Source organism: Thalassospira permensis NBRC 106175 (assembly GCF_000714555.1).
GTDB classification, from domain to species: Bacteria; Pseudomonadota; Alphaproteobacteria; order Rhodospirillales; family Thalassospiraceae; genus Thalassospira; species Thalassospira xiamenensis.
In genome coordinates this window covers 467500-493442 of the sequence record NZ_AUNC01000001.1, presented here as the reverse complement: position 1 = coordinate 493442, position 25943 = coordinate 467500, and the positions used below count along the sequence as shown (strand labels likewise).

Sequence of the window (25943 nt, the reverse complement as noted above, 5' to 3'; positions counted from 1 at the left end):
CGCTACTGCCAACCGCGAAACGGGCATCCGTACAATCAGTTAACCGGACTTACCAGCGTCCCGTCGGCAAACCATTGCGCCAGATTATCGACCACCATCTGCGCCATCGCATCGCGGGTTTCAACCGTGCCACTGGCGTTGTGGGGATACAGCACGACATTGTCAAACCCGGCAAAGGCACGGTCCATATGCGGCTCATTATGGAACACATCCAACCCCGCCCCGGCAATCACGCCATCCCGAAGTGCCGCAATCAGGGCCGGTTCATCAATCACCGACCCACGGGCGATATTGATGACAAAACCACGCGGGCCAAGTGCCTTCAAAACGTCGGCATTAATGATCCCCTGTGTCGCCGTCCCGCCGGGGCAGGAAACCATCAAAACATCCGCCCAGTTCGCAAGCCCGATCAGATCGGCCTCATAGTGATAATCGACCGGTTTTTTGGATCGCCCGAAATAACCGATTTCCATGCCAATCGGCTCCGCCCGCGACGCAATCGCCTGCCCGATCCGGCCAAGCCCGACAATGCCAAGCTTCTTGCCCCGCGCCGTTGTGGTTAACGGCATCGCCCCCTTTTCCGACCATTGACCGCTGCGCGCCCAATGGTCGCCAACAACCAGCCGCCGAAGCGTCGCCAGCAATAGCATGATCGCGGTATCGGCCACATCGTCATTCAAAACGTCGGGCGTGTTGGAAACGCGAATGCCGCGCGCCGTGCAGGCCGCGATATCAATCGCATCATAACCAACCCCGAAACTTGTAATCACCTTAAGGTTCGGCAGCTTCCCGATCAGCTCCGTCGGTACCCCGACCCCGGCGGTCGAAACAAGGGCGGTAATCCTGTCTGCCACTTTGGCCAGAAACGCGTCCTTGTCACTCGCCTGATCCCAGCGATGCAGTTCGTATTTCGCGGCCAGTTCTTCCATATGGCGCGGCCGGATGGCCGAAATAACGAGGATATGTTTATCAGATCGGGACATCGGGGCTTCTCCGTTGGTGGCGGGAACATCAGATTAGCGGCCCTGCACTTGTAAAACAAGAAAACAGGAAAATTAACAGGACATCGTACATGCCGCCCTGAACTTGCCACCTGTCACCGCGCCATTGCACACTACCTTTCCGGATGGCGAATATGTACAACAGATATGACGCAAATATCCAATCGCGACGTCGCAAATTCACATCTAATCGTGCAAAATCATGACACTTGGTGGAGCCGCTTCTCATGACGCATTTTTCTGCTTTGTCGCTGTTAAAGAATGCTTTTACAGGACAAAAGAACTGGCAGGCGCAATGGCCCGACAGCCAACCGAAGGCAGAATATGACGTCGTCATTGTCGGTGCTGGTGGGCATGGGCTTGGCGCGGCTTATTATCTGGCCAAGGAACACGGCATCACCAATGTCGCCGTGATCGACAAGGGCTGGCTGGGTGGTGGCAATACCGGGCGTAACACCACGATCATCCGGTCAAACTATCTTTATGATGAAAGTGCCCGTCTTTATGACCATGCCGTTGATCTCTGGGAAGGGCTTAGCCAGGATCTGAATTACAACGTCATGTTTTCGCGCCGCGGCGTTCTGATGCTCGCACACAATGTTCATGACGTTCAATCGTTTCAGCGCCACATCCATTCCAACCGCCTGAACGGTGTCGATAACCGCTGGCTCTCTGCCCACGAAGCCAAGGAATTCTGCCCGCCGCTTAATATTTCGCCCAACGCACGCTACCCGGTCGTCGGTGCCGCGCTTCAGATGCGCGCCGGAACCGCCCGCCACGATGCGGTTGCGTGGGGCTATGCGCGCGGGGCATCACAACGCGGTGTCGACATCATCCAGAACTGCCCGGTCACCGCGATCCGCCGCGGTCCGGATGGCGCGGTCGAAGGTGTCGAAACCGCCAAGGGCTTTATTCGTGCGAAAAAGGTCGCGGTTTCGGCTGCCGGTCACACCAGCGTCGTGATGGAAACCGCCGGTGTGCGCATGCCCCTTGAAAGCTATCCGCTTCAGGCACTGGTATCCGAGCCGGTCAAACCGATCTTCCCCTGTGTCGTCATGTCCAACACCGTGCATGCCTATATCAGCCAGTCGGACAAGGGCGAACTCGTGATCGGATCGGGCACCGATCAATATACCAGTTATTCCCAGCGTGGCGGCCTGCCGCTGATCGAACATACGGTTGCCGCGATCTGCGAGATTTTCCCGATCTTCAACCGCATGCGGATGTTGCGCAAATGGGGCGGTATTGTTGACGTGACCCCGGATCGCTCCCCGATCCTTGGCATGACCCCGGTACCCGGACTTTACGTCAATTGCGGCTGGGGCACGGGCGGGTTCAAGGCCACACCGGGAGCTGCCCATACCCTTGCATGGACAGTTGCCAAAGGCACCCCGCATGACATCAACGCCCCCTTCACGCTGGACCGTTTCCGGACCGGCCGTCTGATTGACGAAGCGGCCGCAGCCGCCGTCGCACACTGAGGAGAACGAACATGCTTCTCATCCATTGCCCCTATTGCGATGAAACGCTGCCGGAACTGGAATTCACCTATGGCGGCGAAGCCCATATCGCGCGCCCGGCAAATCCGGCGGACAAAACCGATGATGAATGGCGCGATTTCCTGTTCATCCGCACCAATGTCAAAGGACCGCATTTTGAACGCTGGCGTCATGCCCATGGCTGTGGCCGGTTCTTTAACGCCGTGCGTGACACGGTTTCGGACCGGTTCCTGACGACATACAAGGCGGGCGATTCGCGCCCTGACCTTGCTGTTTTGCTTGAAGATGCCGCAAAGAAGGAGCCTTCGAAATGACCGCTTTCCGCGTTCCGGGGCGTGGCCGGGTCCTTCACAATCGGCCGGTTTCCTTCACCTTTGACGGTGATACCTATCAGGGCCTTGAAGGCGACACTGTCGCATCTGCGCTCATCGCCAATGGCGTTCACCTGATGGGGCGTTCGTTCAAATATCATCGTCCGCGTGGCCCGATTGCGGCGGGCTCGGAAGAACCGAACGCATTGATCGGAACGCGCCGCGGCAAGGGGCAGTTTGAACCCAACACACGCGCAACCGTGCAGGAAATCTGGAACGGGCTTGAAACCAGCAGCCAGAACAAATATCCCAGCCTGAAATTTGATATCGGCGCGATCAATGACCGCCTTTACATGCTGTTTTCCGCCGGGTTCTATTACAAGACCTTCATGTGGCCACGCTCCTTCTGGGACAAGGTTTACGAGCCCTTCATACGGGCGGCTGCCGGTCTTGGCGTCTCGCCGACCGAACCCGATCCCGACAATTATGCATCGCGTTATCTGCATACCGATATTCTGGTGGTCGGTGCCGGTCCTGCCGGCCTTGCCGCCGCACGCGCCGCCGCAGAATCCGGGCTTCGCGTCACGCTGGTCGATGAAAACGCCGAACCGGGCGGAACGCTTTTAAGCGAACCACAGGCAAAAATTGACGGCAAACCGGCATGGGATTGGCTGGAAGCCGAACTTGATGCCCTGACCGGGCTTGGTGTCCGGATCATGACCCGCACCACAGCCATTGGCTATTACCATCAGAACATGATCGGCCTGTGTCAGAAACTGACCGATCATCTCGAAAAACCGGCCGCCAGCACCCCGCGGGAACGCATGTGGCGGGTCCGCGCCAAACAGGTCATTCTGGCGCAGGGTGCGCTTGAAAAGCCGCTGGTATTTGATGGCAATGACCGTCCGGGCGTGATGCTGGCCGGATCGGCGCAAACCTACCTGAACCGCTATGGCGTGCGTGTCGGAAACAAGGCCGTCGTCGTCACCAGCCATGACAGCGCATGGTATGCGGCCTTTGATCTGGCATCGGCCGGAACGAAGATCGAAGCCATTGTCGATACCCGCCCGACCCCGAATGCCGACCTTGTCAAGGAAGCCGCCGCGCGCGGGATCACGGTCTTTGCCGGTTATACCGCAACCGGCACCTCGGGCCGCCTGCGCATCAAATCGGTGCGCATCAACAAGGTTGAAAATGGCACCGTTCTGGCCGCACAGACATTGACATGCGACAGCCTTCTGGTCTGCGGGGGCTGGACCCCGTCGCTCCATCTGTTTTCCCATACCAAGGGGACGCTTAAATGGGATGATCAAAGCCAGACCTTCCTGCCCGACCGCATTACCGAGGATTGCCAGATCGCCGGTGCCGGGCGTGGGCTTTGGGGGATCGAAGCCGCCCTTAATGACGGGTTCGCGATGGGCGCTGCTGCGGCCAGGGCGCTTGGCAAAACCGCGACGGTCAAAACGCTTTCGGTTGCCGATGATCGCCCCGGCTCGGGTGCCAGCCACACCGAACTTCCGACCGACCTTGACGCTGGCAAGGCCCGCGCCTTTGTCGATTATCAGAACGATGTGACCGCCAAGGATTTGCGCCTTGCCGTGCGCGAAGGCATGCGCTCGATCGAACATGTCAAACGCTACACCACCAATGGCATGGCCACCGATCAGGGTAAGATGTCAAACATCAACGGCCTGAACATTGCCGCCGATGCACTTGGTAAAAAACAGCCCGAAGTCGGCCTGACCACCTTCCGCCCGCCCTATACCCCGACGACCTTCGGGGCGTTTGTCGGCTATCACAAGGGCGATCATTTCGAAGTCACCCGCAAAACCCCCATCGATAGCTGGGCCGAAGAAAATGGTGCCGTGTTCGAACCGGTCAGCCTGTGGCGTCGTGCGTGGTATTTCCCCAAGGATGGCGAGGATATGGACGCCGCCGTGCGCCGCGAATGCCGCGAAACACGCAAATCGCTTGGCATGTTTGACGCATCCACCCTTGGCAAGATCGAGGTGGTCGGCCCCGATGCGGTCGAATTCATGAACCGCATGTATACCAACCCCTGGACCAAACTTGCCCCCGGTCGCACCCGTTATGGCCTTTTGCTTGGCGATGATGGTTACATCCGCGATGACGGCGTGATTGGCCGCCTGAGTGATGACCGTTTCCACATCACCACCACCACCGGCGGGGCGGCGCGCGTGCTGAACATGATGGAAGATTACCTTCAGACGGAATGGCCGGACCTCAAAGTCTGGCTGACCTCGACCACCGAACAATGGGCGACCATTGCGCTGAACGGTCCGAATGCGCGCAATCTTCTGGCCCCGTTTGTCGAGGGGCTTGATATTTCCGACGAAGCCTTCCCGCATATGTCGATTGCCGAATGCTCGGTTGCCGGTTTCCCGGCCCGCCTGTTCCGGGTCAGCTTCACGGGCGAGCTTGGCTTTGAGGTCAATGTCCCAGCCCGTCATGGCCGCGCCCTTTGGGAAACGCTGTTCGCGGCGGGTCAGAAATACGATATCTGCCCCTATGGCACCGAAACCATGCATGTCTTGCGTGCCGAAAAGGGCTTCATCATTGTCGGTCAGGATACCGACGGGACAGTGACGCCTTATGACGCGGGTGCCGGATGGGCGGTTGGCAAAAACAAACCCGACTTTGTCGGGATGCGGGCCCTTAACCGCCCGGACCTGACGGCAGAAGGCCGCAAGCAGCTTGTCGGGCTTCTGACCGATGATGGCGTATCAAAGCTTGAAGAAGGCGCGCAGATTGTCCTTGATCCGAACCAGCCGATCCCGATGAAGATGGTCGGCCACGTGACATCGTCCTACCACAGCGAGGCCGCAGGTCGCCCGATTGCCCTTGCCCTGATCGAAGGCGGCCATGGCAAGACCGGCGAAACGGTTTATATCCCGATGCCGGACCGGACGATCAAGGCCACCATCACCGGCACGGTCTTTTATGACCCCGAAAATGCGCGTCTCAAACTTTAAATTCTAAGGTCATACAAGCGGAGATGACTGCAATGACTGCACATATCGACCTGTCCAAAGCCGGGATACTCGCCGAAAGCTCCGCCGTGCGTGTAGCACTTCTGCCCCCTGTCGCCCGCTTTTCACTTCGGGCCGCAACGCCCGAACAGAAAGCCCTGTCAAAGGCGCTTGGCGCGCCCCTTCCGGCCAAAATCGGTCAATGCGGGCGCAAAGGGGATCTTGAAATCCTCTGCCTTGGCCCGGACGAATGGACGATCATCGCCCCCGAAGATCAGGCCGCGACGATCACCGATACCTGTGCGGCGATTTATGCCCAAACCCCGCACAGCCTGACGGAAATTTCCGACCGCGAAGTTACCGTGCGGATCACAGGCACAAAGGCCAGCGACCTTATCACCATCGGCTGCCCGCGCGACCTTGATCAATTACCGACCGGCGAAGCCCGCCGCACGGTTTTTGATGGTGTCACGACGGTGCTGTGGCGGGATGGTGATCAGGATTACCGCCTCGATCTCTGGCGCTCCTTCGCCCCGCATGTCATCGCCCTTCTGGAAACGGGTTGCGCTGAACTTGCGGGCGAATAACCCGATGCCCGGGCCCTTTGCAAAGCTGCCGTAAACCGCGACCGACGCGGCGATATGACGCCTCGACCCATGGCTTTCCCCGCAAGAGCCACGCGACGAGCTCCAGCCCGCCCCACAGCCGACGACGGCCCCAACGACAAACCACCTCCGCCAAAACCGGACGTCCCTCAATCTGGGAAGTCCCGACGAACGCGGGGCTTCGGCATCCCCGCCAACGCGGCAGCAGACAGACCGCCTTCGACCTCACGGCCTACTCCGATCACTCACGACCGTGGCGACATTTCCGGCAACCATCGGAAGTCCCGACAAACCCAGGACTTCGGCATCCCCGCTAATGCCGCGCAGACAGCGGCCTTCGGCCTCACAGCCCGCCCCGGTCACTTCCGGTCATGACAGCACCCCCGCAATCATCGGAAGCCCGGACGAACCTCGGGCCTCCGCCAGCCTCGCCAACAACCGGTCTCCGGACCCACGACCCGCTCCGATCACTCCCGGCCACGGCAGCACTTCCCGCAACCGATGAAGTCCGGACACATTTCGGGCATTCGCCATCCTCGCCAACGGACGGTCTCCGGGCCCACGTCCCGCTCCCATCACTCCCGGCCATGGCGACATTTCCGGCAACCGATGAAGCCCGAACACACTTCGGGCTCATGGGCCCCGCCGGTCCACCCTTGACGGGCCACAGCTCAACGCTGCCCCCTGCTGCCATCCTTGCCGCTACCGGCAAATTTAAAGCTCCCTCCTCAACAAGACGCACCTCTCCCGTCATGACAAATGATCGGGTTAGCCCCCCCCCTAGTCCTCGTCCTAGCCCTCGGGCAGAATGCCGCCATAATGGCTCCGCCATCCGCCAGTCAATATCCTGCGGGGACCCCCGCAGCCCTGCCTGTGTCTATGTCCGCGTCTTTGCCGATGCATCCCGATATCCTCTTTCCTTCAGCCCCAAACGCAAAAACCCGCAAGGCACAAGGCCTTGCGGGTTTCGCTCCGGGTGCATTTCTCCCGTTGACTTTACTCTTATGCCACAGAAAAAAGAACAAATCAAGAACTTTTTTAAGGAAGCCGAATGGGAAGGAGGATTCGACACGACGCAGCCTGCGCGCTCGGAAATCTAGAAACAATTCTCACGGGTACGTCCACCAGAAATGGCTATTCGCTATTGCGTGGCAATTGATGAGCCCTACCCGACGCGCCCCCATCGGATGCCCGGTTCGGCTTCGGATAAATCCTCAATTGCAGCACCACCAACAGATCCGCATACCGGGAATATAAAAGCAGCCTGCTGCTTCGGCAGCATATGTGCCACAGCCTTTTTGTTCACGAAGAGGAAAACCCTTTTGCAGACATTTCCACGTCGCGACAGCTAAGACCAGCCGTCATAATTCTAGCGCGAAAGCTCGTACAGAACCGCCCGGTCAAGGATGCGCAGTTTCGGTCCGGCGGCAATTGCGCCTGTTGCCTCTAGCTTTCGAAGCGAGCGCGAGAATGTTTCTGGCGTAATGCCGATCCGGCTTGCGATCTGACGTTTTTCAGGAAAGTTCGTCTCGTCCTCGCCACCCAGATTCTCGCCACTTCTTTCTTCGAAATCGATCAGGAAAGACGCAATTCTCTGGATCGGTTTGGTGTGGCGAATTTTGAAAATTTCTTCGAGGAAGAATCGTTCCCACCGCAGAAGTCCGGCAAGGACTTCGGCCATGACATCGGGCGCACTGCGTAAAACGGAAAGATAGGTATCGCGCGGAATGGCGATAATCTCGCAATCTTCCATGACCTCGCATTCCACCGGATATGCCCGACCGGCCAACGAAACGGCTTCGGCGAATGCCCCCGGTTGGGTCAGGAAATGCATGACGGTTTCTTCGCCCTGCGGGGAAACCTTTACAAGGCGCAAGTGCCCGGAAAGCAGAACATAGAAGTTACGGGCAACATCACCGGCACGAAACAGATGTTCGCCGCGCGAATGGCATTCAACCCGACATTTTGCCATCAGATTATCAAGCCGCGCCCCGCCAAGAGCAGACAGAAACGGGACCTGTCGGACGATATCGTAATCGATTTCAGACAGCGGTCTTGAACGCATCTTCGCCCCCTTCCTTGGCATCATTCCCAGACAACCCGCACCAATCGGCCAGCATTTCCGCATCTGCAATCCGGATAATGTGACCATTGGCATGTTGCGAAACACCAATTTCAGAAAGTTTCTTAAGCGCGCGAGAGATCGTCTCGCTGGTCATTCCCAACTTGCGGGCCAAGGCAGACTTTTCAATGGTCAGAGGTGTTTCATGCACACCGTCAATCGGCACCGCATCTGCCAGGAAATAGATCGCCAGACGTTGTGCCGCAGACCGGCATTTAAGTTCTTCGGCCTGTCGCAACATCTGACACAACCGTTCTGTCATGGCCGACATCATGGTCAGTGCACGGTCGAAATGGGCCGCAAGAAAATCGGCAAAGCCAGCACCATCAATACGAACCGCTGTTGTTGCCTCCAAGGTACGAACCGAAACCGCATAACAGCCATCGGGCACCAATGCGCATTCCCCGACAAGCTGACCATTCCCCAGAAGATCAATGACCCCGTCTTTACCGTCCTGATCCTTGAAAGACAATTCGACATGCCCGTTCACAATCAGATAAAGCGCTGACGCCGGTTCATCTGCCGAAATCATCATTGTATCAGTGTCAAACCTGACCCATTGGCATAGGGATGCCAGTTCAAGGATATCTTCCTGCGGCCAGGTTCGGAAATAGTTCGCAAAGCGAAGAACACCGGAAATGCGTTCGACATCATTCATCACGGCATCGTCCATTGTAGAAAAAAGGGAAGATTGCATTTACTGGAATAACTCTAACATCAGCCCAGATGATCAAGTTTGTTCCAGATCAATTTTGATCGGAAAACGCTTATCGGCGCGAGAACTGCCTTAGCCCTTCGACATCAAGGATGCTCATCCTTGTATCCCGGGCAATAAATCCGTCGTCTTCAAGTTTGCGCAATGCACGTGAGAATGTTTCCGGGGTGACACCGATCCGGTTTGCAATGACATGCTTGGGTACGATTTCCGCATCATCAGACTGCGAGAGCAAAAATCCGGCAAGGCGCTGCGATGGGCTTCGCTGGCGCAAATCATTGAGCTCCCTGTAGAAAAACCGTTCCCTCTCGATCAATGACTGCATCATCCGACCAATCATCGCCTTGTCATTCCTCAGGCGATTGACCAGTTGCAGCCTGCTGATTGCGATGATCTGGCTGCCCGGATCGCATTCGGCAGATACCGGATACTTTTGCCCGGAAAGGACCACTGCCTCGGCAAAAGACTCGCCTGCTGAAACAAGATGAAAAAGGGCGACACGCCCGTCACCGAGAATTCGAAACAGACGCACCTGCCCCTTGATGACAATAAAGAACTGTTCGGCGGGCTCCCCCTCGCTAAACAGCAATTCACGGCCGTTATAAATCACAACGGTCGCACCATTTGTCATCGATACGATTTCATCGCGCGAGAAGGCAGAAAGAACTGCCACCTTCGACATCAGACTGAAATCCGCATCATTCAGGTTACGGCGTGGCATAATCGGCTCCAAACTCTGTCCGAGCTGACTGCGATGGTTGACAACTGCTTTTGCGATGATGTCGACCGCAATTCACATGATCGGCCAACAGCGAAGACAACTCCCACCACGTGCCAACCGGTGCGAGCATGCCGACTTTCTCATCAGACCGGGAATTAACAGAAGCAGGAATATCAATGCGGCAATGCGCACCATCCCCCGTCATAAGGGGAACAAAAAGGGCATTTCTGCACCTTGTCATGTTTCGCCAGTTGGCGAGAGACGGCTGGCCATCAATCTGGACATTGTAGATTTCGTCGTGATCAAGATGGTGCGAAAGTATCGCTCGCAACTGCTGCATTTCGGGCGACGGGCAGATGTCCTGCTTCTGCCCGTGAGCCACCAGAAAAATTGCCTTTTTATCCTTTTGATTTCCACCGGCCTTTAATCGTTGGGCAATTCGTGCCGCCAACATGCGGTCATATCCAGACAAATGTCCTGCGAATGGCAAAAGTGCCTCCGCTTCCAACCGGGCATCGGCAACAAGTGCGGACAGTTCCGCCACCAAACCGGCGCCCGGCGTAAAGAACAGGGGAAAGACAAGCACGTCAGACGCCGAATTCCGCGTCATGACCTTCAACACATTTCCCGCTGATGGCGTTGATCGCAAAAATGAAAGGCGGATGTCGAAATGCGGTAACTGACGTTGCAGATGCGCGGAAAACATCCCGCCGGGCACTGCACCAGTTCGTCGCGTTCCATGCGCGACAATCATCAAAACCGGATCGCAGACGGACATAACCATTCCCTTGTTTCACTCTCTCTGAACGCATTTTGCGGGCTTTTCCCCCAAGCGTATTGACTCCCGTCAAGAGTGGAACGGCTCAAAACCACAATGTTCATATGGTTATTTGATCATCATCAAGGCTGGCTCGCGTCGAAAGATCAAATCTCCGCAACCGGGAGCGAAGGCTTTCATTTTCCTAATGGAGGGACGCATGAAACTCACAACTCGGCTGAGACGGTCGGCAGCGCCGCTTGCACTTGGTTTCGGCCTTATCTTTGCCTCGGTGGCAATCGCCCAGGAAAAACATCCTGAAAGCGAAAGCACCTATGAACCCAGTCTCGAGTCACTTCCGACTGATGGGTCACAGCCTGGCGCACACGAAGGTGTGCCAACGATGACGGCCGATGAATTCAATCAGGGCCGTAAGATTTTCTTTGAACGTTGCGCAGGTTGCCACGGCGTGTTGCGCAATGGTGCAACCGGCCCTGCCCTGACAACGGACCGCACCCGCGATCTTGGTTATGACTATCTGCATGACTTCATTACCTATGGATCGCCAGCTGGTATGCCAAACTGGGGAACCTCCGGAGATTTGACAGAAGAGCAAATCGACATCATGGCGCGATATGTCATGCAGGATCCGCCTCAACCGCCAGAATGGGGCATGGCCGCGATGAAAGAAAGCTGGAAAGTCATTGTTCCAGTCGACCAGCGCCCGACCCAAAAAATGAATGATCTCGATATCGAGAATCTGTTCTCGGTCACACTCCGTGATGCGGGTCAGATCGCACTGATCGACGGCCACGACTACAAGATCAAATATGTCATCGACACTGGATATGCCGTTCATATTTCACGTGTATCCGCGTCCGGGCGTTACCTCATGGTTATCGGTCGCGATGCAAAAATCGATATGATCGACCTATGGATGAAGGATCCCGAGATCGTTGCAACGATCAAAGTTGGTTTGGAAGCTCGTTCAGTCGAAACTTCTAAAATGAAAGGTTGGGAGGATCGTTACGCGATTGCGGGCTCATACTGGCCACCACAATTCACAATTATGGATGGCGAAACGCTTGAGCCACTTAAAATCGTCTCTACTCGCGGCATGACATATGATGAACAGGAATATCACCCTGAGCCTCGCGTTGCCGCGATTGTATCCTCACATTACAACCCGGAATTTGTCGTTAACGTTAAGGAAACCGGCAAGGTACTTCTGGTAAATTACGAAGATCTCGACGCCTTGCAAGTCACTTCAATAAGTGCCGAACGGTTTCTCCATGACGGTGGTTTTGATTCATCCGGTCGATATTTCATGGTTGCCGCCAATGCTCGTGACACAGTCGCCGTTATAGATACCAAAGAACGTAAACTGACCAAACTTGTCGAGGTCGGCACAACCCCGCATCCGGGTCGCGGGGCGAACTTCATCCACCCGAAACTCGGTCCGGTCTGGGCAACCAGTCATCTTGGCGATGACACCATTGCATTGATCGGTACCGATCCGGAAAAACATCCGGAAAATGCGTGGAAAATGGCGGCATCCATTGACGGGCTCGGTGGCGGTTCACTGTTTATCAAAACCCACCCGAATTCGAAAAACCTTTGGGTTGATGCGCCGCTAAACTCGGATGCCGAAATTTATCATTCGGTTGGTGTCCTTGACATCAACAACCTTGATGCCGGTGTTGAAACACTGCCGATTGCCGAATGGGCCGATCTGGGCGACGAAGGTGCCCAGCGCGTCGTTCAGGGTGAATATAACAAACAGGGTACTGAAATCTGGTTCTCTGTCTGGAACGGCAAAGCTGAAAAGTCAGCCATTGTGATTGTTGATGACAAAACCCGGAAGCTCAAGAAGGTCATCAAAGACGATCGCCTTGTGACCCCGACGGGCAAATTCAACATCTACAACACCCAACACGACATCTACTGATCTGCAGAACCGGAGGCCATACACGGCCTCCGGACTTCCCGCATTTGAAACCTTGCCAAAACAGGGGAAAAGCCATGCAAAAATCCGGGCGTATTTATCTTGTCGGAGCCGGGCCAGGCGATCCTGAATTGCTGACCATCAAGGCAGCACGCCTTCTCGACCGCGCGGATGCCGTTATCTATGACCGGCTTGTCTCCGATGAAATACTTGAACTGGCCAACCCGTTTGCAGAACGCGTTTATGTCGGAAAATCCACAGGATCCCACAGCCTGAAGCAGTCCGAAATCAATACACTTCTGGTTCATATGGCCAGAAAACATTGCCACATCGTTCGTCTGAAAGGCGGGGATCCGTATATTTTCGGACGCGGGGGTGAAGAGGCAGAATGGCTCAGCCTGCATGATGTTCCGTTTGAAGTTGTTCCCGGAATTACAGCCGCCGCAGGATGCATGGCACAACTTAATCTACCGCTGACCCATCGCGGTCTGGCAACCAGTGTACGTTTTGTCACCGGTCACATGCAGGCAGACGCAGAACCCCATCACGACTGGCGTTCTTTGGCCGATCCGGACACTACGCTTGCGATTTACATGGGGGTCAAAACCATGCCGGTAATCGCGGGTAAACTGCTTGAACATGGGCTGCCCACCGATACGCCGGTGATGATTATCGAAAATGGTTCAACACCGGATCAAAGACATTTCCGCAGCACATTGGGCAATGTCTGTGACGACCTGAACCGGCTGGATTTTGATCCGCCCTGCATGATCGTCATTGGCCGCGTCATTTCACTGGCGGATCGACTATCACTGCCCGAGGCCGAACTTCTATCCGAAAGCCGGTTTGACCAAAACGCAGCACCCGACTTCCCCGATGGGGGTCTACGTTATGCCCATACTGCGTAATTCCCTCGTGATCCTGATCACCACGCTCGCTTTGGCGGGGACCTATTCAGTAAGTGCGGAAAACGCGACTTCTTCCCGAAGCCCCCATGCGCTGGAGCAAATGGTGCGTCAGGATTGCGGTTCCTGTCATGGCCTAACGTTTAAGGGAGGTCTGGGATCGCCCCTTTTACCGGAAAGCCTTGCGGCTTACAGCGTCGAGGATTTGACAACCATCATCCTCGACGGATTGCCCGGGACAGCCATGCCACCCTGGCGCGCAATCGTGACACCCGATGAGGCCACGTGGATGGCCCGCTATCTGAAAACAGGAGAACCCGAATGATGCGCATTGCATTTTCGGCCCGCATTCCTTCCACCGCGTTACAGGCAACCCGCAACCTTTTGGTTGTTGGGGGCATTTTGCTTTTGGCCGGCTGCGCAAATATCTCATCCGTTCGCGGGACGGCTGACCTGGCAACCGTGGTTGCCCGGGCCACTGGCGAAGTTGCCATCCTTGACACCAGCACCCGGCAATTTATCGGGATCGTTGAAGGCCTTGGCGATCTGTCACATGCATCGATCGTCTATTCCCGGGACGGACGATTCGCATTCGTCTTTGGCCGCGACGGGGGATTGACCAAGGTAGACATTCTCAGACATGAGGTTGTCGTTAGAACCTTGCAAGCGGGCAACAGTATTGGCGGAGCCGTCAGCCAGGACGGCAGACTGGTGGCGGTTGCCAATTACGAACCCGGCGGTGTCCGCGTTTTCGATAGTGAAACCCTCGAACTGTTGGCCGATATTCCTGCAACCATTGACGGCAGTTCGGATCGTTCAAAAGTCATCGGGCTGGTTGATGCGCCAGGGAACCGGTTTGTTTTCAGCCTTTGGGATTCCGGCGAAATCTGGATAGCCGACTTCTCAACCGGCAACGAACCAAAGATCAGCCGCTACAAAGATATCGGAACACAGCCCTACGATGCGCTGATCACATCCGATGGTCGTTATTACATTGCCGGTCTGTTTGGCGAAGACGGCATGGCATTGCTTGATCTTTGGCATCCGGAAAATGGCGTGCGCCGCATCCTTGATCATTATGGCATGGGTGAAGAACGCTTACCCGTTTACAAAATGCCCCATCTTGAAGGCTGGGCGATTGCGGGGAAACGCGCATTTGTACCCGCCATCGGTCGCCACGAAGTTCTCGTGATTGACACCGAAAACTGGCAGCAGATCGGACGTATTCCCGTCCATGGACAGCCCGTTTTCGTCATGGCCCATCCCGATAACAGGCATGTCTGGGTCAATTTCTCGGTCCCGGATTACGATACGGTCCAGATAATCGACACGGAAAATCTGGCAATCGTCGGAGAACTGAAACCCGGCACCGGTGTCCTGCATATGGAATTCAGTCCACGTGGCGATCAGATCTGGTTGTCGGTGCGCGATGACAACAAGGTCGTTGGATACAATCCCTACACGCTCCAGCCGATTGCCGAACTTCCGCTCCCCAGTCCCAGCGGCATTTTCATGTCTGACCGTGCCGGTCGGATCGGGTTGTAGGAGGCCATCATGAGCACCGAACTCACCCGCCTTCAGACCCGGCTGATCGAACATTTTCAGCGCGGATTTCCGACGACGCCACGCCCGTTTGAAACCATCGCCAGTGAACTGGGCACCAACGAAGACACGGTGCTTTCCGCCATTTCCGATTTGAAGGACAAAGGTTATCTCGACCGGATTGGCGCGACCTATGCGACCGGGCGTGCAGGGGCATCAAGCCTTGCGGCGATGGAAGTTCCAAATGATCAGCTTGAAAAAATTGCCGCCCAAGTCAGCCACTTTACCGAAATCAATCACAATTACGAACGCGAAGATAAACTCAATCTATGGTTCGTCGTGACCACCGCCGATCAGGCCAGTCTGGACACGACAATCAAGGCAATCGAAACCAAAACCGGCTTCCCGGTATATCGGATGCCGATGATCGAACATTACCGTCTCGATTTGGGATTTGCGTTGAAATGGAACTGAGCAATCTTCAACACCGGCTGATCGAAAGACTGCGCGACGGCTTGCCAATCGGCAAACGTCCCTATGCAAATATTGCCAATGACCTCGGCACGACCGAGGAAACGGTGATCGAAACGCTTGAACAGCTTATCGCCCACAAGGTTATCAACCGCTTTGGCATGATCATCCGTCATCGCGCACTTGGTTATCAGGCCAATGCGATGTGCGTTTTCGATATCGGTGATGATGCGGCACCCGACATTGGCAAGGCGATGGCAGCCCTTCCCTATGTCACATTGTGTTACCGCAGGGAACGGGTTGCCGGGGTTTGGCCATACAATCTTTATTGCATGATCCATGGTCGAGACCGGCTGACAGTTCGGGCACAAATCCGCCACCTGATTGCGCGTCTGGAACTGCATGATGCGCCCCACAAGGTTCTTTTCAGCAAGCAATGCTTCACCCAGCGGGCGGGCAAATATGGCGCCCCGAGGGCATCCGTATCCTTGCCTGCACCAACAGAAACTCGCGCAATTCCCGATGAAGTCAGGGAAATATCATGAACAAGCTTGAACGCGACCTGATCAACAATATGCAGGGTGGTTTTCCGATCTGCGCGCACCCGTTCCAGGTGCTGGCCGAACGTCTTGGTTATGACGAACAAACCGTCATTAACGGTGTCAAAAGGCTGATCGCGGACGGATATGTCGGCCGGTTTGGGCCGCTTTACAACACGGAAAGACTTGGTGGTGCTGTAACCCTTGCCGCGATTGCAGTCCCACCTGATCGCTTTGACGAGGTCGCGGAACAGGTCAACGCATGCGAGGAAGTCGCCCACAATTACGCCCGTGAAGATGTTCTTAACATGTGGTTTGTGATCCTTGCCGAGGATGAAGAAGCGCTTCAGGACGTCATAAAGCGGATCGAAAACACAACCGGGCTTGGGGTTCTGAGCTTCCCAAAGGAACAGGAATACTTCCTTGAATTGCATCTGGAGGTTCCCGAAAAATGATTTCCTTTCTGAACCAACCAGAACTACCGGAACTTGACGAAATCGATCATGCCCTGATCCGTGCGACGCAAACCGGATTGCCTTTAAGTCCCACACCATACGGGGATATCGCGTTGGGCCTTGGACTTGGCCCGGATGAAGTTGAACAGCGCTTGCAACGTTTGCTTGATGTTGGCGTCATTCGGCGTATCGGCATCATCCCCAACCATTATCGGCTGGGTTATCGCGCCAATGGCATGAGCGTTTGGGACATCGACGATAAAACCGTTGATGACATGGGCGAGATGATCGGAAAGCTGGATTTCGTATCGCACTGCTATCGCAGACCGCGCCACCTGCCCGATTGGCCATTCAACCTGTTTGCCATGGTCCACGGTACGACACGTGAAACGGTCGAGTCCAAGGTCGAAGATATCCGCAACCGTTTGGGCGGGAATGTCCGCGACCATCGCATTCTATACAGCAACCGTATCCTGAAAAAAACCGGCCTGCGTTGGCGCAAAAACGGAGAAAAGAAATGTTGCGGTTAAGCCAGTATATCCGTGCTGCAATCGATATTGCCGAGAATGGCACAGCACCCGTTACGACCCCCCGCAAACATGCCCCGCTTTCCAACCGCGGACCTGTCGTTATCTGGAACCTGATCCGGCGGTGCAACCTGACATGCAGGCACTGCTATGCCTCTGCCGTTGATAAGGATTTTCCCGGTGAGCTAACGACAAAACAGGTTTTCCATACCATGGAAAATCTGCGTGATTTCAATGTTCCGGTGTTGATCCTGTCGGGGGGCGAGCCACTTATGCGGCCCGATATTTTTGATATTTCCGCCTATGCCAAAGAACTTGGTTTCTATGTCGCACTGTCGAGCAACGGGACCCTGATTGATGATAGAAACATCGATCAGATTGCCGCCGCCAACTATGACTATGTCGGGATCAGTCTGGATGGACTTGGCGCAACACATGATTATTTTCGCCGTCTTGAAGGCGGTTTTGATCTTGCCCTTCGCGGGGCAAAACTATGCCGTGATGCCGGATTGCCGGTTGGCATTCGTTTCACCATGACCCGCGAAAATTATCAGGACCTTGCCGGTCTTCTGGACCTTGTTGAACAGGAAAAGATCGACAAGTTCTATTTCTCGCATCTGAACTATGCCGGTCGCGGTAATCACAACCGCAAGGATCACGCATTTTATAATATGACCCGCGAAGCGTTGTTGATGATGTTTTCCCGCTGCGAAGCAGATGTCAAAGCAGGCATCGCGCGCGACTACGTGACGGGCAACAACGATGCCGACGGGGTTTTCCTGAAATTCTGGATTGACGAACATTACCCCGCAGCATCCAGCCAGATCGGTAAAATGCTGCAACGCTGGGGCGGGAATGCATCGGGTGTCAATGTTGCCAATATCGATAATCTGGGCAATGTCCATCCCGATACCATGTGGTGGCAGCACACATTGGGCAATGTCCTGAAACGTCCGTTTTCGGAAATCTGGCAGGATATCAGTGATCCCTTGATGGCCGGGTTAAAACAGCGTCCCCGTCTCGTTCACGGACGCTGCGGCGAATGCCGGTATCGCGATATTTGCGGCGGCAATACGCGAACGCGCGCCTATCAGTTGACCGGCGATCCTTGGGCCGAAGATCCGGGCTGTTATCTTGATGATGCCGAACTTGGCATTGTTGGCGAACATAACCGTCTTGAAACCGTTCCGTTTTCCGCAACCAAACGCCACGGTCAGGTGGAGGTCACATCATGATCCCCATCGTTAAGCCTGTTCTAGCCAGGATTTGCCTTGGAACGGTATTGGTATCCGGTTTGATCAGCACAACGAACGCGTTTGGCCAAACCGCACTCTCTTCCGCGCAGATTGCCGATGCCAATGCGTTATATGCAACGCATTGTGCTGCCTGTCACAATGGTGACCGGTTGGGCGGCATGGGCCCGGCACTTTTGCCCGAAAGCCTTGAAAAATTGCGGGGCAATGGCATTTCGGATGTCATCCGCGATGGCCGCGTAGCGACACAAATGCCGGCTTTTGGCGAAACTCTTGCAAAGACGGAAATCACGCTTCTGGCAGACTGGCTGCGGCAACCGATGGACAGGTCGCCTGAATGGGGTATGTCTGAAATCTTACAAAGTCACAACGTCTTTGCCGATCCTGTCGAACTACCCGACAAACCGAAATTCAAAAGTGATCCTCTAAACCTGTTCACAATTGTCGAGGCGGGCGATCATCACGTCACGATCCTTGATGGTGACACGTTCGAACCCCTTGATCGTTTTCCGACCCGCTTTGCCTTGCATGGCGGGGCAAAATATTCACCGGACGGTCGGTTTGTCTATCTGGCGTCGCGTGATGGATGGGTCCAGATGTATGACCTTTATTCCCTGCAAACCGTTGCTGAAATCCGGGTCGGCCTGAATACGCGAAATGTGGCGGTATCCGATGACGGCCGATATGTGATGGCGGGCAACATGCTGCCGCACAATCTGGTTCTGCTGGATGCACGGGATCTGACACCAATACGCGAGTTCGCCGTTATCGGTGATGATGGCAAATCATCGCGTGTTTCGGCGGTCTATACCGCCCCTCCGCGCCATAGCTTTATCGTCGCCCTGAAAGACCTGCCCGAAGTTTGGGAAATTTCCTATGCCGATGATCCACGTCCGGTCTATCCCGGTTTCGTTCATAACTACGAAGCCAATATGGTCGAAGCACTGGACGTTCAGAACGGCCCTTTTCCGGTAAGGCGTATTCATCTTGATGATGGTCTGGATGATTTCTTTTTCGATCAGGATTATCGCCACCTGATCGGGGCGGCGCGCAATGGCCGCGATGGGCAGGTAATCAATCTGAATGTCGGCCGAAAGGTGGCCGACATTGCCTTGGAAGGTATGCCCCATCTTGGTTCGGGCATCACCTTTAACTATCAGGGCCATTCGGTGCTGGCGACACCGCACCTGAAAGATTCCAAAATCAGTGTGATCGACATGGAAAGCTGGCAGACCATCAAAACCATCGAAACAAAAGGCCCCGGTTTTTTCACGCGCAGCCATGACAACACGCCTTATGCCTGGGTCGATGTATTCTTTGGCCCGGACAAGGATGTTGTCCATATCATCGATAAACGCACCCTCGAAATCGTCAAAACGCTCCGCCCCGAACCCGGCAAGGTCGCGGCCCATGTCGAATTTGACCGCAGCGGCAAACACGCGCTGCTGTCGATCTGGGACGATGACGGTGCAATCATCGTTTACGATGCCCAAACATTCGAGGAAATCAAACGCATCCCGATGAAAAAGCCGGTTGGGAAATATAATGTTTTCAACAAAATCACCTATTCCGCCGGCACCAGTCACTAACACCAGATCAGCCGTCACGCGATGATTTAGCCATCTTGTGACGGCGTGAAGATACGCCCTAGTGGCTTGAGAAAATCACCGCCCCCTGTGCGGCCAGAACACCGGCAAAAATCACAATAAGAAAGGCAACAAACAATCCATGCCATCCGGCCGCGGATGGCCCAAGCCCAAGATAGTATCGCAAGATCAACCATGCCTTAAAGCTACCCACAGCCATAATAATTGTGGCTGGCACCAGACCAAGCATCGTGGCTGTGCGTTCTTCTCCCACAAGCGCAAGGACCAGTGACAGGATGGTCGTGCTGGTTGCGATCAGCCAGACCAGAATTGCTGTTCGCATCGATAAAGCCTGCGTGTCGCAAGATTTGCCAACATTCCTTACGACATCATCGGATTTCGCACTGATGGTACAATGATGGTCCATGATTACCTCATCGCAACAGATAGATCACAGGAAAGACCAGCACCCAAACCATATCGATCATATGCCAGAAGGCGGCACCGGTTTCGATGTTGGTTAAATTGGGCCAAATGGAAACAATCCCCAAAAGACCAAGCCCCATCACCACATGCAGCGCATGAAAACCGGTGATGAGATAGTAAAGCGTGAAGAACGTACTGCTTTCCAAACCGATCCCGGCATCGATTTTACTGCTATATTCCAGCAGTTTTATGATCAGGAAAACGATGCCCAGAATTGCAGTTGCCGCCATCCAGCCCCGACACCGCAAAACAGCATTTTGGCGTATGGCATGAACGGCGAACACCGCGAACAGACCGCTTGTCAGTAAAACAACCGTATTAAGCCCGCCCATAACACGATCAAGACGCAGTTGATCCGCCGCAAACCCAGACGGGTCGCCAATTCTTGCCGCGGAAAATGTCAGCAGAAAAGCCCCGAAAACAACCAACTCCGACAGGATCAGGACCCACATCAACGGATGCCCGGGCAAGGCTTCAAGCCCGCCCCAGGCATCAGCCCCGGCAGAAGAAGTTACCGATACACTGTGCTGATCACTTTCATTCGCGGTCGAGCTATCATGTTGTGCCATATTTTCCTGACGAGCTTGCATATTATCACCCGTTTTCAAGATACAAGCTGGCGATAGATACGTGGTAAGGCCGCCGGAAGGTTTTCCAGCTTGCTGACAATTGCGTGCCCGCCTGCCCCAAAGATATAGGGGAAGTAATCCTGTGCCCTTTGATCGACCGTTACACCGAAAAGGCCAAGCCCTGCCTTTCGGCATTCACGTACCGCACGGCGGCTATCCTCTATGCCGTAGCGACCTTCGTAATGGTCGATATCATTTGGCTTGCCATCCGTGATTACCAGCATCAACCGGTGTTGGTGCGGTCGATCCCCCAACAGCTTTCCAACATGGCGGATGGCAGCCCCCAACCGCGTGTAATACCCTGGACGGAGCTTCTGTATCCGGTCCTGCGTAGAACGTGACCATTCCTCGTCGAAGATCTTGATCGCATTAATACGCACCCAATCCCGACGACGTGATGTAAAGCTGAAGATACCAAACTCGTCCCCACATGCATCCAGCCCACCAGCCAGCACCGAAAGCGCCTGCTTTTCAACATCGAGAACCCGTTGATCCTGTATCCAGGCATCGGTCGACAATGATACATCGACCAGTACCGCAACCGACAAATCGCGTGCCCGTCGAACCGTGTTCAGATAAAGCCTGTCGCTGAGTTCTCCACTGCCTTTCTGGTCACAGCGGGCGCGCACCAATGCTTCGAGATCAAGCTCGCTTCCATCACTTTGCGCGCGCAGAATTTCATGGCGCGGCCGAAACGCTTCGAATTGGCGGCGAACCTGGCGGATTTGTCGCCGTTCGGTTTCACCCGGATGCCAGACATCACACTCACTGACTTTTTCATCACCGGATTGCATGACGACTTTGCAGAAATCCGGGCGATACGATTGATGACGGTAATCCCATTCCGGATAGGTCCATTCACCAATCACGCGTCCTTCATCAGCTTCGCGTGGCGGCAGATCCAGATCGAAACGCAATTTGGTTGCCGCTTTGCGTTTGCAGTCGGAAATTTCCATTTCGTCAAGCTCGTCAGCCGCTTTCTTTGCATCCTGCTCGTCCTCGTCATCCATCGGCCGATTGACATTGACCATCTCGGCTATCGAAAGGATTTTTTCAAACCGGTTTAATGCGAGGGGATCATTGCGACCAGCCTGATCATTCTTGCGTCGGCGAGCGCGTTTTTTACGTTCCTGACTGCCGTCTGACGAATTTCCATCCTCGTCCGTGTCGGTATTGGCAACACGACCAGCCGTTCCGGAACACATGGCTTCCCCCCAAAGTGGAACGGGAAGGAATGGCGAATAACGATGCGATTGCAAACCCGCAACACTGACCATCGCAGCAATATCAACACCTGTGCCGACGGCGTTAACAACGGGCCACAAATCATTTTCATCCTGTTGCCCTACACCCATAAGAATCCGCAGAACGCATTCTTCAACCTGTTGTTCGACACGGGGCAAAGGACGCACCGGCCGCAACACAAGAAACGCGTCATACAGGCGTTGACGCAAACCGATGATGCCGGGGAAATGGCGACATACATCTTGATCGGTTTGCCGTGCCCGGGAAAGTCGCATGATATCGACCAATAAGGGGCTTTGCGCAACGTCCAGCGAAATGGCTTGTGGTACCGAAACCGCGAACCATGCCATCAGCCAGATATAAAAATCACGGTTAAGATCACGGGACGGAAACAGTGAAATGGACGCGGGCAGCTTTACCGATGCCTCGTTCATTTCGGCCATCGTGATCTGTTCATCCACCAGACCAATCCGTTGCCGCCAGCGTAGCCGATGCCCCGAAACCCGTTTATCAATCTGGGCAAATTCCAACGCCGGGTCGCCACCAAGGGTGCGAAAAATCACCGGCAAATGACCGCGCAATTCAGCAAACGTGATCGCGTGTTCAACATGATCGCGATAGCTTTCCTGATTGCGTGATGCAATCCGGTGCCAGATCATGCCGACCTGTTCTTCGAATTCCAGAAAATCGAAACTCATCATCGCCTCCCGGCTGTCAGCCCCGGATAATCCCGATGGCCTCGCGAAGGCCCGCCTTGATATCCGCATCATCCGACAGTGGTTCGATGATGGCCGCATTGATGGCGTCATCAAATGCTACATTGGCCATCAAAAGCGTCGCGCCATAGACCAGCAACCGGGTTGAAACAGCTTCTTCAAGATCAATACCGGTAAGCTTGCGAATATTGCCCGCAATGCGCACCAGAAGGGCTGCCCGTTCAACATCGATCCCGGTTTCACGCATGATGACCGCTTTTTCGGTTTCCGCGTCCGGGAAATCGAACTCGACGGCCAGAAAACGCTGTCGGGTCGATGGTTTAAGCTGCTTCAGAAGGTTCTGGTAACCGGGGTTATAGGACACCACCAGCATGAAATTGGCAGGAGCTTCAAGCATCTCGCCCGTCCGGTCTAGCGGCAACAGACGCCGATCATCCGTCAACGGATGAAGGACCACCGTCACGTCCTTGCGCGCCTCCACCACCTCATCAAGATAGCAGATACCACCGTGCCGGACCGCACGTGTCAACGGACCATCCACCCAAACCGTTTCCCCGCCCTTGATCAGATAGCGCCCCGTCAGATCCGCAGCGGTCAAATCGTCATGGCAGGAAACGGTATAAAGCGGAACGCCCAGCTTTGCAGCCATATGGGATACAAAACGTGTTTTCCCGCAACCGGTCGGTCCCTTTAACAACAAGGGCAGATGCTGCTGCCAGGCTGTTTCAAACAGCTGCTGTTCGTTGCCGGTAGACTGATAATAAGGAACGTCTTGCTGGGCGAGTACGTCTTTAAGAGCGGTCTGCATTTGAATGCTCCTTGGAAAATGGGGAGGCCGAAAATGACAACGACCGGTCGCGGGAACCAACCGGTCGTTGTCCGCCATGTGTCGTCATGGAAGAGAGCATGAAATCGAACACACAGACTTGATTGCCGTCATTCGGCAGGCTGACGTGCCCCGGCTGTTACGCTTGCATCACGCGGTGCCACCACCAGTGACCAGATAATCATGGTGACACCGATCAGCACGACAACACCCGATCCCAAGCGCATCCAGTAGAACAGGGCAACCTGGTCCTGGACTTCCATGTAATTCATTCCCAGAACACGTTGCAGATGGGTCTGTACGACACCCGCAAATGTCAGGGTAAAGGTCATGAAGGCCATCGCACTGGTCGTGATCCAGAAGCCCCACATATTGAGCTGCTGGTTATAAGGTTCACGCCCGCGAAGATAAGGCAGCGCATAGGTAAAGATTGCCAGATTAAGCATCACATAGGCCCCGTAGAAAGCCAGATGTCCATGTGCTGCGGTAATCTGAGTCCCGTGGGTGTAGTAATTGATCGACGACAGGGTATGCATGAATCCCCATACGCCAGCGCCAAAGAACGCCATGACCGAACAGCCCAGCGACCAAAGCAAAGCCGCCTTGTTCGGATGATCCCGGCCGCCTTTCCAAACCATGTAGAAGCAGAAAACAACCATGGCAAAGAACGGGACGACCTCAAGCGTGGAAAACACATTGCCGATCCACTGCCAATATCCCGGGGTTCCGATCCAGTAATAGTGATGGCCGGTACCCAGAATGCCGGTAAACAGCGAAAGTGAAACCATGACATAAAGCCATTTTTCAACGACTTCGCGATCAACACCCGTCATTTTGATCATCAGAAACGCCAGGATCGACGCCATGATCAGTTCCCATACGCCTTCAACCCAAAGATGCACGACATACCACCAGTACATCTTGTCCACCGCAAGGTTGGACGGATTATAGAACGCAAACAGGAACAGCAACGCGACGAACCAAAGGGCAACCATCAGTACGTTTGATACTGCGGTTTTCCGCCCCTTAAGCAGTGTCAGCGTGGTGTTGTAAAGGAACATCAGCGCCACCACGACGATACCGACCTTGATCGGCAATGGCTGTTCAAGGAATTCACGCCCTTCGTGATAGCCAAGGATGTATCCGACAACTGCAGCAGCGGTTGCCGCCATGAACAGCCAGAACTGGATAATCGCCAGTTTCGGGCTGTGCAGTTCGGTTTCGCATTCTTCGGGCAGCAAATAGTAAGCAGCTCCGAAATACCCCATCAACAACCAGACGATCAGGGCATTGGTGTGGATCATGCGAATGACGTTGAACGGCAATAGTTCGGACAAGACGTTTGGAAAAACATAGACAGTGCCCGCCACCACGCCGAACAGAATCTGGGCTGCGAACAATGTCAGCGCGCCGTATATGTAATACAGCGCAACCTTTTGCGATTGATATTTCATTGTAGCCTCGTTTCCATCAGCACCGGATTATCCCGCCTCGTTCGGCGGCCAGTTCTGGGTGTCGATTTCACTGGTCCATTTCAGGAAGTCGACAAGCTCATCGAGCTCCTGATCTGTAAGGTTGAATTGCGGCATCTGGCGGCGGCCTTCGATGCCTGTGGGCTGTGCGGCCATCCATGCCTTAAGCATATCGCGCGCACCTTCCGGATCATCTTCACCGCCATACCGCACCCAGACATTGCCAAGTTCAGGTGCGAAATAGGCACCCTCGCCCAAAAGCGTATGACAGTTGATGCATGAATTGCGTTCCCAGACATGCTTGCCCGCGACAACCGATGGCGTCAGCTGATCCTGATTGCTGGACTCGTTGACGATATAGTTGTGACTGTGCAAGGTCAGTCCGATAAAGATGACCAGAAAGAAGATCGTTCCGCCGTAGAAGATGTTTCGGGCGGCAGATTTTGTCAGTCGTTCCGACATGTGAACGGATCCTCACTCCGATTGGCAGTTCAATGCCGCTCTGTCCCCAAAACGGCGTCATGCAATCATTTCCCGACTGGACGTTTCCCACCTTGACTACCGTCAAACGAAAAAAGCCCCGCACAATGGCGGGGCAGGTGAGGTCGGAAATGCACGGCAGGAA

The 25943-nt window shown here is 54.9% G+C and carries 25 protein-coding genes; 14 read left to right on the top strand and 11 right to left on the bottom strand.

Annotated features, from left to right (window positions below; all coding sequences use genetic code 11):
• Positions 1 to 35 precede the first annotated feature (35 nt).
• The gene (locus SMB34_RS02185) at positions 36 to 983 is read right to left on the bottom strand and encodes a 2-hydroxyacid dehydrogenase (protein WP_037987430.1); all 948 of its coding nucleotides are present in this window, start codon (positions 981 to 983) and stop codon (positions 36 to 38) included.
• Between the two features lie 245 nt (positions 984 to 1228).
• Here SMB34_RS02185 and SMB34_RS02180 point away from each other — a divergent pair, with 245 nt between their 5' ends.
• From SMB34_RS02180 to SMB34_RS02165, 4 genes are read left to right on the top strand one after another with little or no spacing between them, the layout of a single operon-like run.
• The gene (locus tag SMB34_RS02180; protein WP_007089805.1) at positions 1229 to 2482 is read left to right on the top strand and encodes a sarcosine oxidase subunit beta family protein; all 1254 of its coding nucleotides are present in this window, start codon (positions 1229 to 1231) and stop codon (positions 2480 to 2482) included.
• Between the two features lie 11 nt (positions 2483 to 2493).
• On the top strand, positions 2494 to 2814 hold the full coding sequence (locus SMB34_RS02175) for a sarcosine oxidase subunit delta (protein ID WP_037987429.1): 321 nt from the start codon (positions 2494 to 2496) through the stop codon (positions 2812 to 2814).
• Positions 2811 to 5804 carry a sarcosine oxidase subunit alpha gene (locus SMB34_RS02170; RefSeq protein WP_037987428.1) on the top strand — a complete coding sequence of 998 codons (2994 nt, stop codon included), beginning with the start codon at positions 2811 to 2813 and terminating at the stop codon, positions 5802 to 5804. Before SMB34_RS02175 ends, SMB34_RS02170 begins: the two co-directional genes overlap by 4 nt.
• Before the next feature lie 32 nt (positions 5805 to 5836).
• Entirely contained in the window at positions 5837 to 6388 is a 552-nt protein-coding gene (locus tag SMB34_RS02165; RefSeq protein WP_037987427.1) for a sarcosine oxidase subunit gamma, read from the top strand.
• A 1387-nt stretch (positions 6389 to 7775) separates the two neighbouring features.
• On the opposite strand, the gene SMB34_RS02155 is transcribed toward SMB34_RS02165, so the two are convergent.
• From SMB34_RS02155 to SMB34_RS02140, 4 genes are all read right to left on the bottom strand, one after another.
• Positions 7776 to 8471: a Crp/Fnr family transcriptional regulator gene (locus SMB34_RS02155; RefSeq protein WP_037987425.1), complete on the bottom strand. Its 696-nt coding sequence runs from the start codon at positions 8469 to 8471 to the stop codon at positions 7776 to 7778.
• Entirely contained in the window at positions 8449 to 9225 is a 777-nt protein-coding gene (locus SMB34_RS02150; RefSeq protein WP_082832816.1) for a Crp/Fnr family transcriptional regulator, read from the bottom strand. The genes SMB34_RS02155 and SMB34_RS02150 overlap by 23 nt, the downstream gene beginning before the upstream one ends.
• A gap of 70 nt (positions 9226 to 9295) precedes the next feature.
• Complete coding sequence (locus tag SMB34_RS02145) at positions 9296 to 9964, bottom strand: Crp/Fnr family transcriptional regulator (RefSeq protein ID WP_037987423.1); 669 nt, start codon at positions 9962 to 9964, stop codon at positions 9296 to 9298.
• Complete coding sequence (locus SMB34_RS02140; protein WP_156962623.1) at positions 9951 to 10742, bottom strand: sirohydrochlorin chelatase family protein; 792 nt, start codon at positions 10740 to 10742, stop codon at positions 9951 to 9953. Before SMB34_RS02140 ends, SMB34_RS02145 begins: the two co-directional genes overlap by 14 nt.
• Before the next feature lie 199 nt (positions 10743 to 10941).
• Here SMB34_RS02140 and SMB34_RS02135 point away from each other — a divergent pair, with 199 nt between their 5' ends.
• The 10 genes from SMB34_RS02135 (at position 10942) to SMB34_RS02090 (ending at position 19947) form a co-directional block, all read left to right on the top strand.
• Entirely contained in the window at positions 10942 to 12669 is a 1728-nt protein-coding gene (locus tag SMB34_RS02135) for a nitrite reductase (protein ID WP_037987421.1), read from the top strand.
• Between the two features lie 74 nt (positions 12670 to 12743).
• A complete protein-coding gene (cobA, locus tag SMB34_RS02130) occupies positions 12744 to 13574 on the top strand; it encodes a uroporphyrinogen-III C-methyltransferase (RefSeq protein WP_007089814.1) in 831 nt (276 codons plus the stop codon).
• Complete coding sequence (locus tag SMB34_RS02125; protein ID WP_007089815.1) at positions 13558 to 13896, top strand: c-type cytochrome; 339 nt, start codon at positions 13558 to 13560, stop codon at positions 13894 to 13896. The genes cobA and SMB34_RS02125 overlap by 17 nt, the downstream gene beginning before the upstream one ends.
• A complete protein-coding gene (locus SMB34_RS02120) occupies positions 13893 to 15116 on the top strand; it encodes a cytochrome D1 domain-containing protein (protein WP_156962622.1) in 1224 nt (407 codons plus the stop codon). The genes SMB34_RS02125 and SMB34_RS02120 overlap by 4 nt, the downstream gene beginning before the upstream one ends.
• 9 nt (positions 15117 to 15125) lie before the next feature.
• Positions 15126 to 15587 carry an Lrp/AsnC family transcriptional regulator gene (locus SMB34_RS02115; protein WP_037987420.1) on the top strand — a complete coding sequence of 154 codons (462 nt, stop codon included), beginning with the start codon at positions 15126 to 15128 and terminating at the stop codon, positions 15585 to 15587.
• Positions 15578 to 16129, top strand: coding sequence for a siroheme decarboxylase subunit beta (ahbB, locus tag SMB34_RS02110; protein ID WP_051682072.1), 552 nt, complete (start codon positions 15578 to 15580; stop codon positions 16127 to 16129). The genes SMB34_RS02115 and ahbB (SMB34_RS02110) overlap by 10 nt, the downstream gene beginning before the upstream one ends.
• Positions 16126 to 16578: an Lrp/AsnC family transcriptional regulator gene (locus tag SMB34_RS02105; RefSeq protein ID WP_084716448.1), complete on the top strand. Its 453-nt coding sequence runs from the start codon at positions 16126 to 16128 to the stop codon at positions 16576 to 16578. The genes ahbB (SMB34_RS02110) and SMB34_RS02105 overlap by 4 nt, the downstream gene beginning before the upstream one ends.
• Positions 16575 to 17108, top strand: a complete 534-nt coding sequence (gene ahbB / locus SMB34_RS02100) for a siroheme decarboxylase subunit beta (RefSeq protein WP_051682071.1) — start codon at positions 16575 to 16577, stop codon at positions 17106 to 17108. Before SMB34_RS02105 ends, ahbB (SMB34_RS02100) begins: the two co-directional genes overlap by 4 nt.
• The gene (nirJ, locus tag SMB34_RS02095) at positions 17096 to 18340 is read left to right on the top strand and encodes a heme d1 biosynthesis radical SAM protein NirJ (protein ID WP_037987418.1); all 1245 of its coding nucleotides are present in this window, start codon (positions 17096 to 17098) and stop codon (positions 18338 to 18340) included. The genes ahbB (SMB34_RS02100) and nirJ overlap by 13 nt, the downstream gene beginning before the upstream one ends.
• A complete protein-coding gene (locus SMB34_RS02090; protein WP_007089822.1) occupies positions 18337 to 19947 on the top strand; it encodes a cytochrome D1 domain-containing protein in 1611 nt (536 codons plus the stop codon). Before nirJ ends, SMB34_RS02090 begins: the two co-directional genes overlap by 4 nt.
• A gap of 58 nt (positions 19948 to 20005) precedes the next feature.
• Here the strand turns inward: SMB34_RS02090 and SMB34_RS02085 are convergent, their stop codons facing one another.
• The 6 genes from SMB34_RS02085 to SMB34_RS02060 form a co-directional block, all read right to left on the bottom strand.
• Entirely contained in the window at positions 20006 to 20371 is a 366-nt protein-coding gene (locus SMB34_RS02085; RefSeq protein ID WP_007089823.1) for a hypothetical protein, read from the bottom strand.
• 7 nt (positions 20372 to 20378) lie between these two features.
• Positions 20379 to 20999 (bottom strand): cytochrome c oxidase subunit 3 family protein, encoded by a 621-nt coding sequence (locus tag SMB34_RS02080; RefSeq protein ID WP_007089824.1) that lies wholly within the window; start codon positions 20997 to 20999, stop codon positions 20379 to 20381.
• 35 nt (positions 21000 to 21034) lie between these two features.
• Positions 21035 to 23002 (bottom strand): nitric oxide reductase activation protein NorD, encoded by a 1968-nt coding sequence (locus tag SMB34_RS02075; protein ID WP_007089825.1) that lies wholly within the window; start codon positions 23000 to 23002, stop codon positions 21035 to 21037.
• Positions 23003 to 23018: 16 nt separating this feature from the next.
• Positions 23019 to 23828: a CbbQ/NirQ/NorQ/GpvN family protein gene (locus SMB34_RS02070; protein ID WP_007089826.1), complete on the bottom strand. Its 810-nt coding sequence runs from the start codon at positions 23826 to 23828 to the stop codon at positions 23019 to 23021.
• A 128-nt stretch (positions 23829 to 23956) separates the two neighbouring features.
• Positions 23957 to 25300, bottom strand: coding sequence for a cbb3-type cytochrome c oxidase subunit I (locus SMB34_RS02065; protein WP_037987417.1), 1344 nt, complete (start codon positions 25298 to 25300; stop codon positions 23957 to 23959).
• A 27-nt stretch (positions 25301 to 25327) separates the two neighbouring features.
• Positions 25328 to 25780: a c-type cytochrome gene (locus SMB34_RS02060; protein WP_007089828.1), complete on the bottom strand. Its 453-nt coding sequence runs from the start codon at positions 25778 to 25780 to the stop codon at positions 25328 to 25330.
• Positions 25781 to 25943 lie beyond the last annotated feature (163 nt).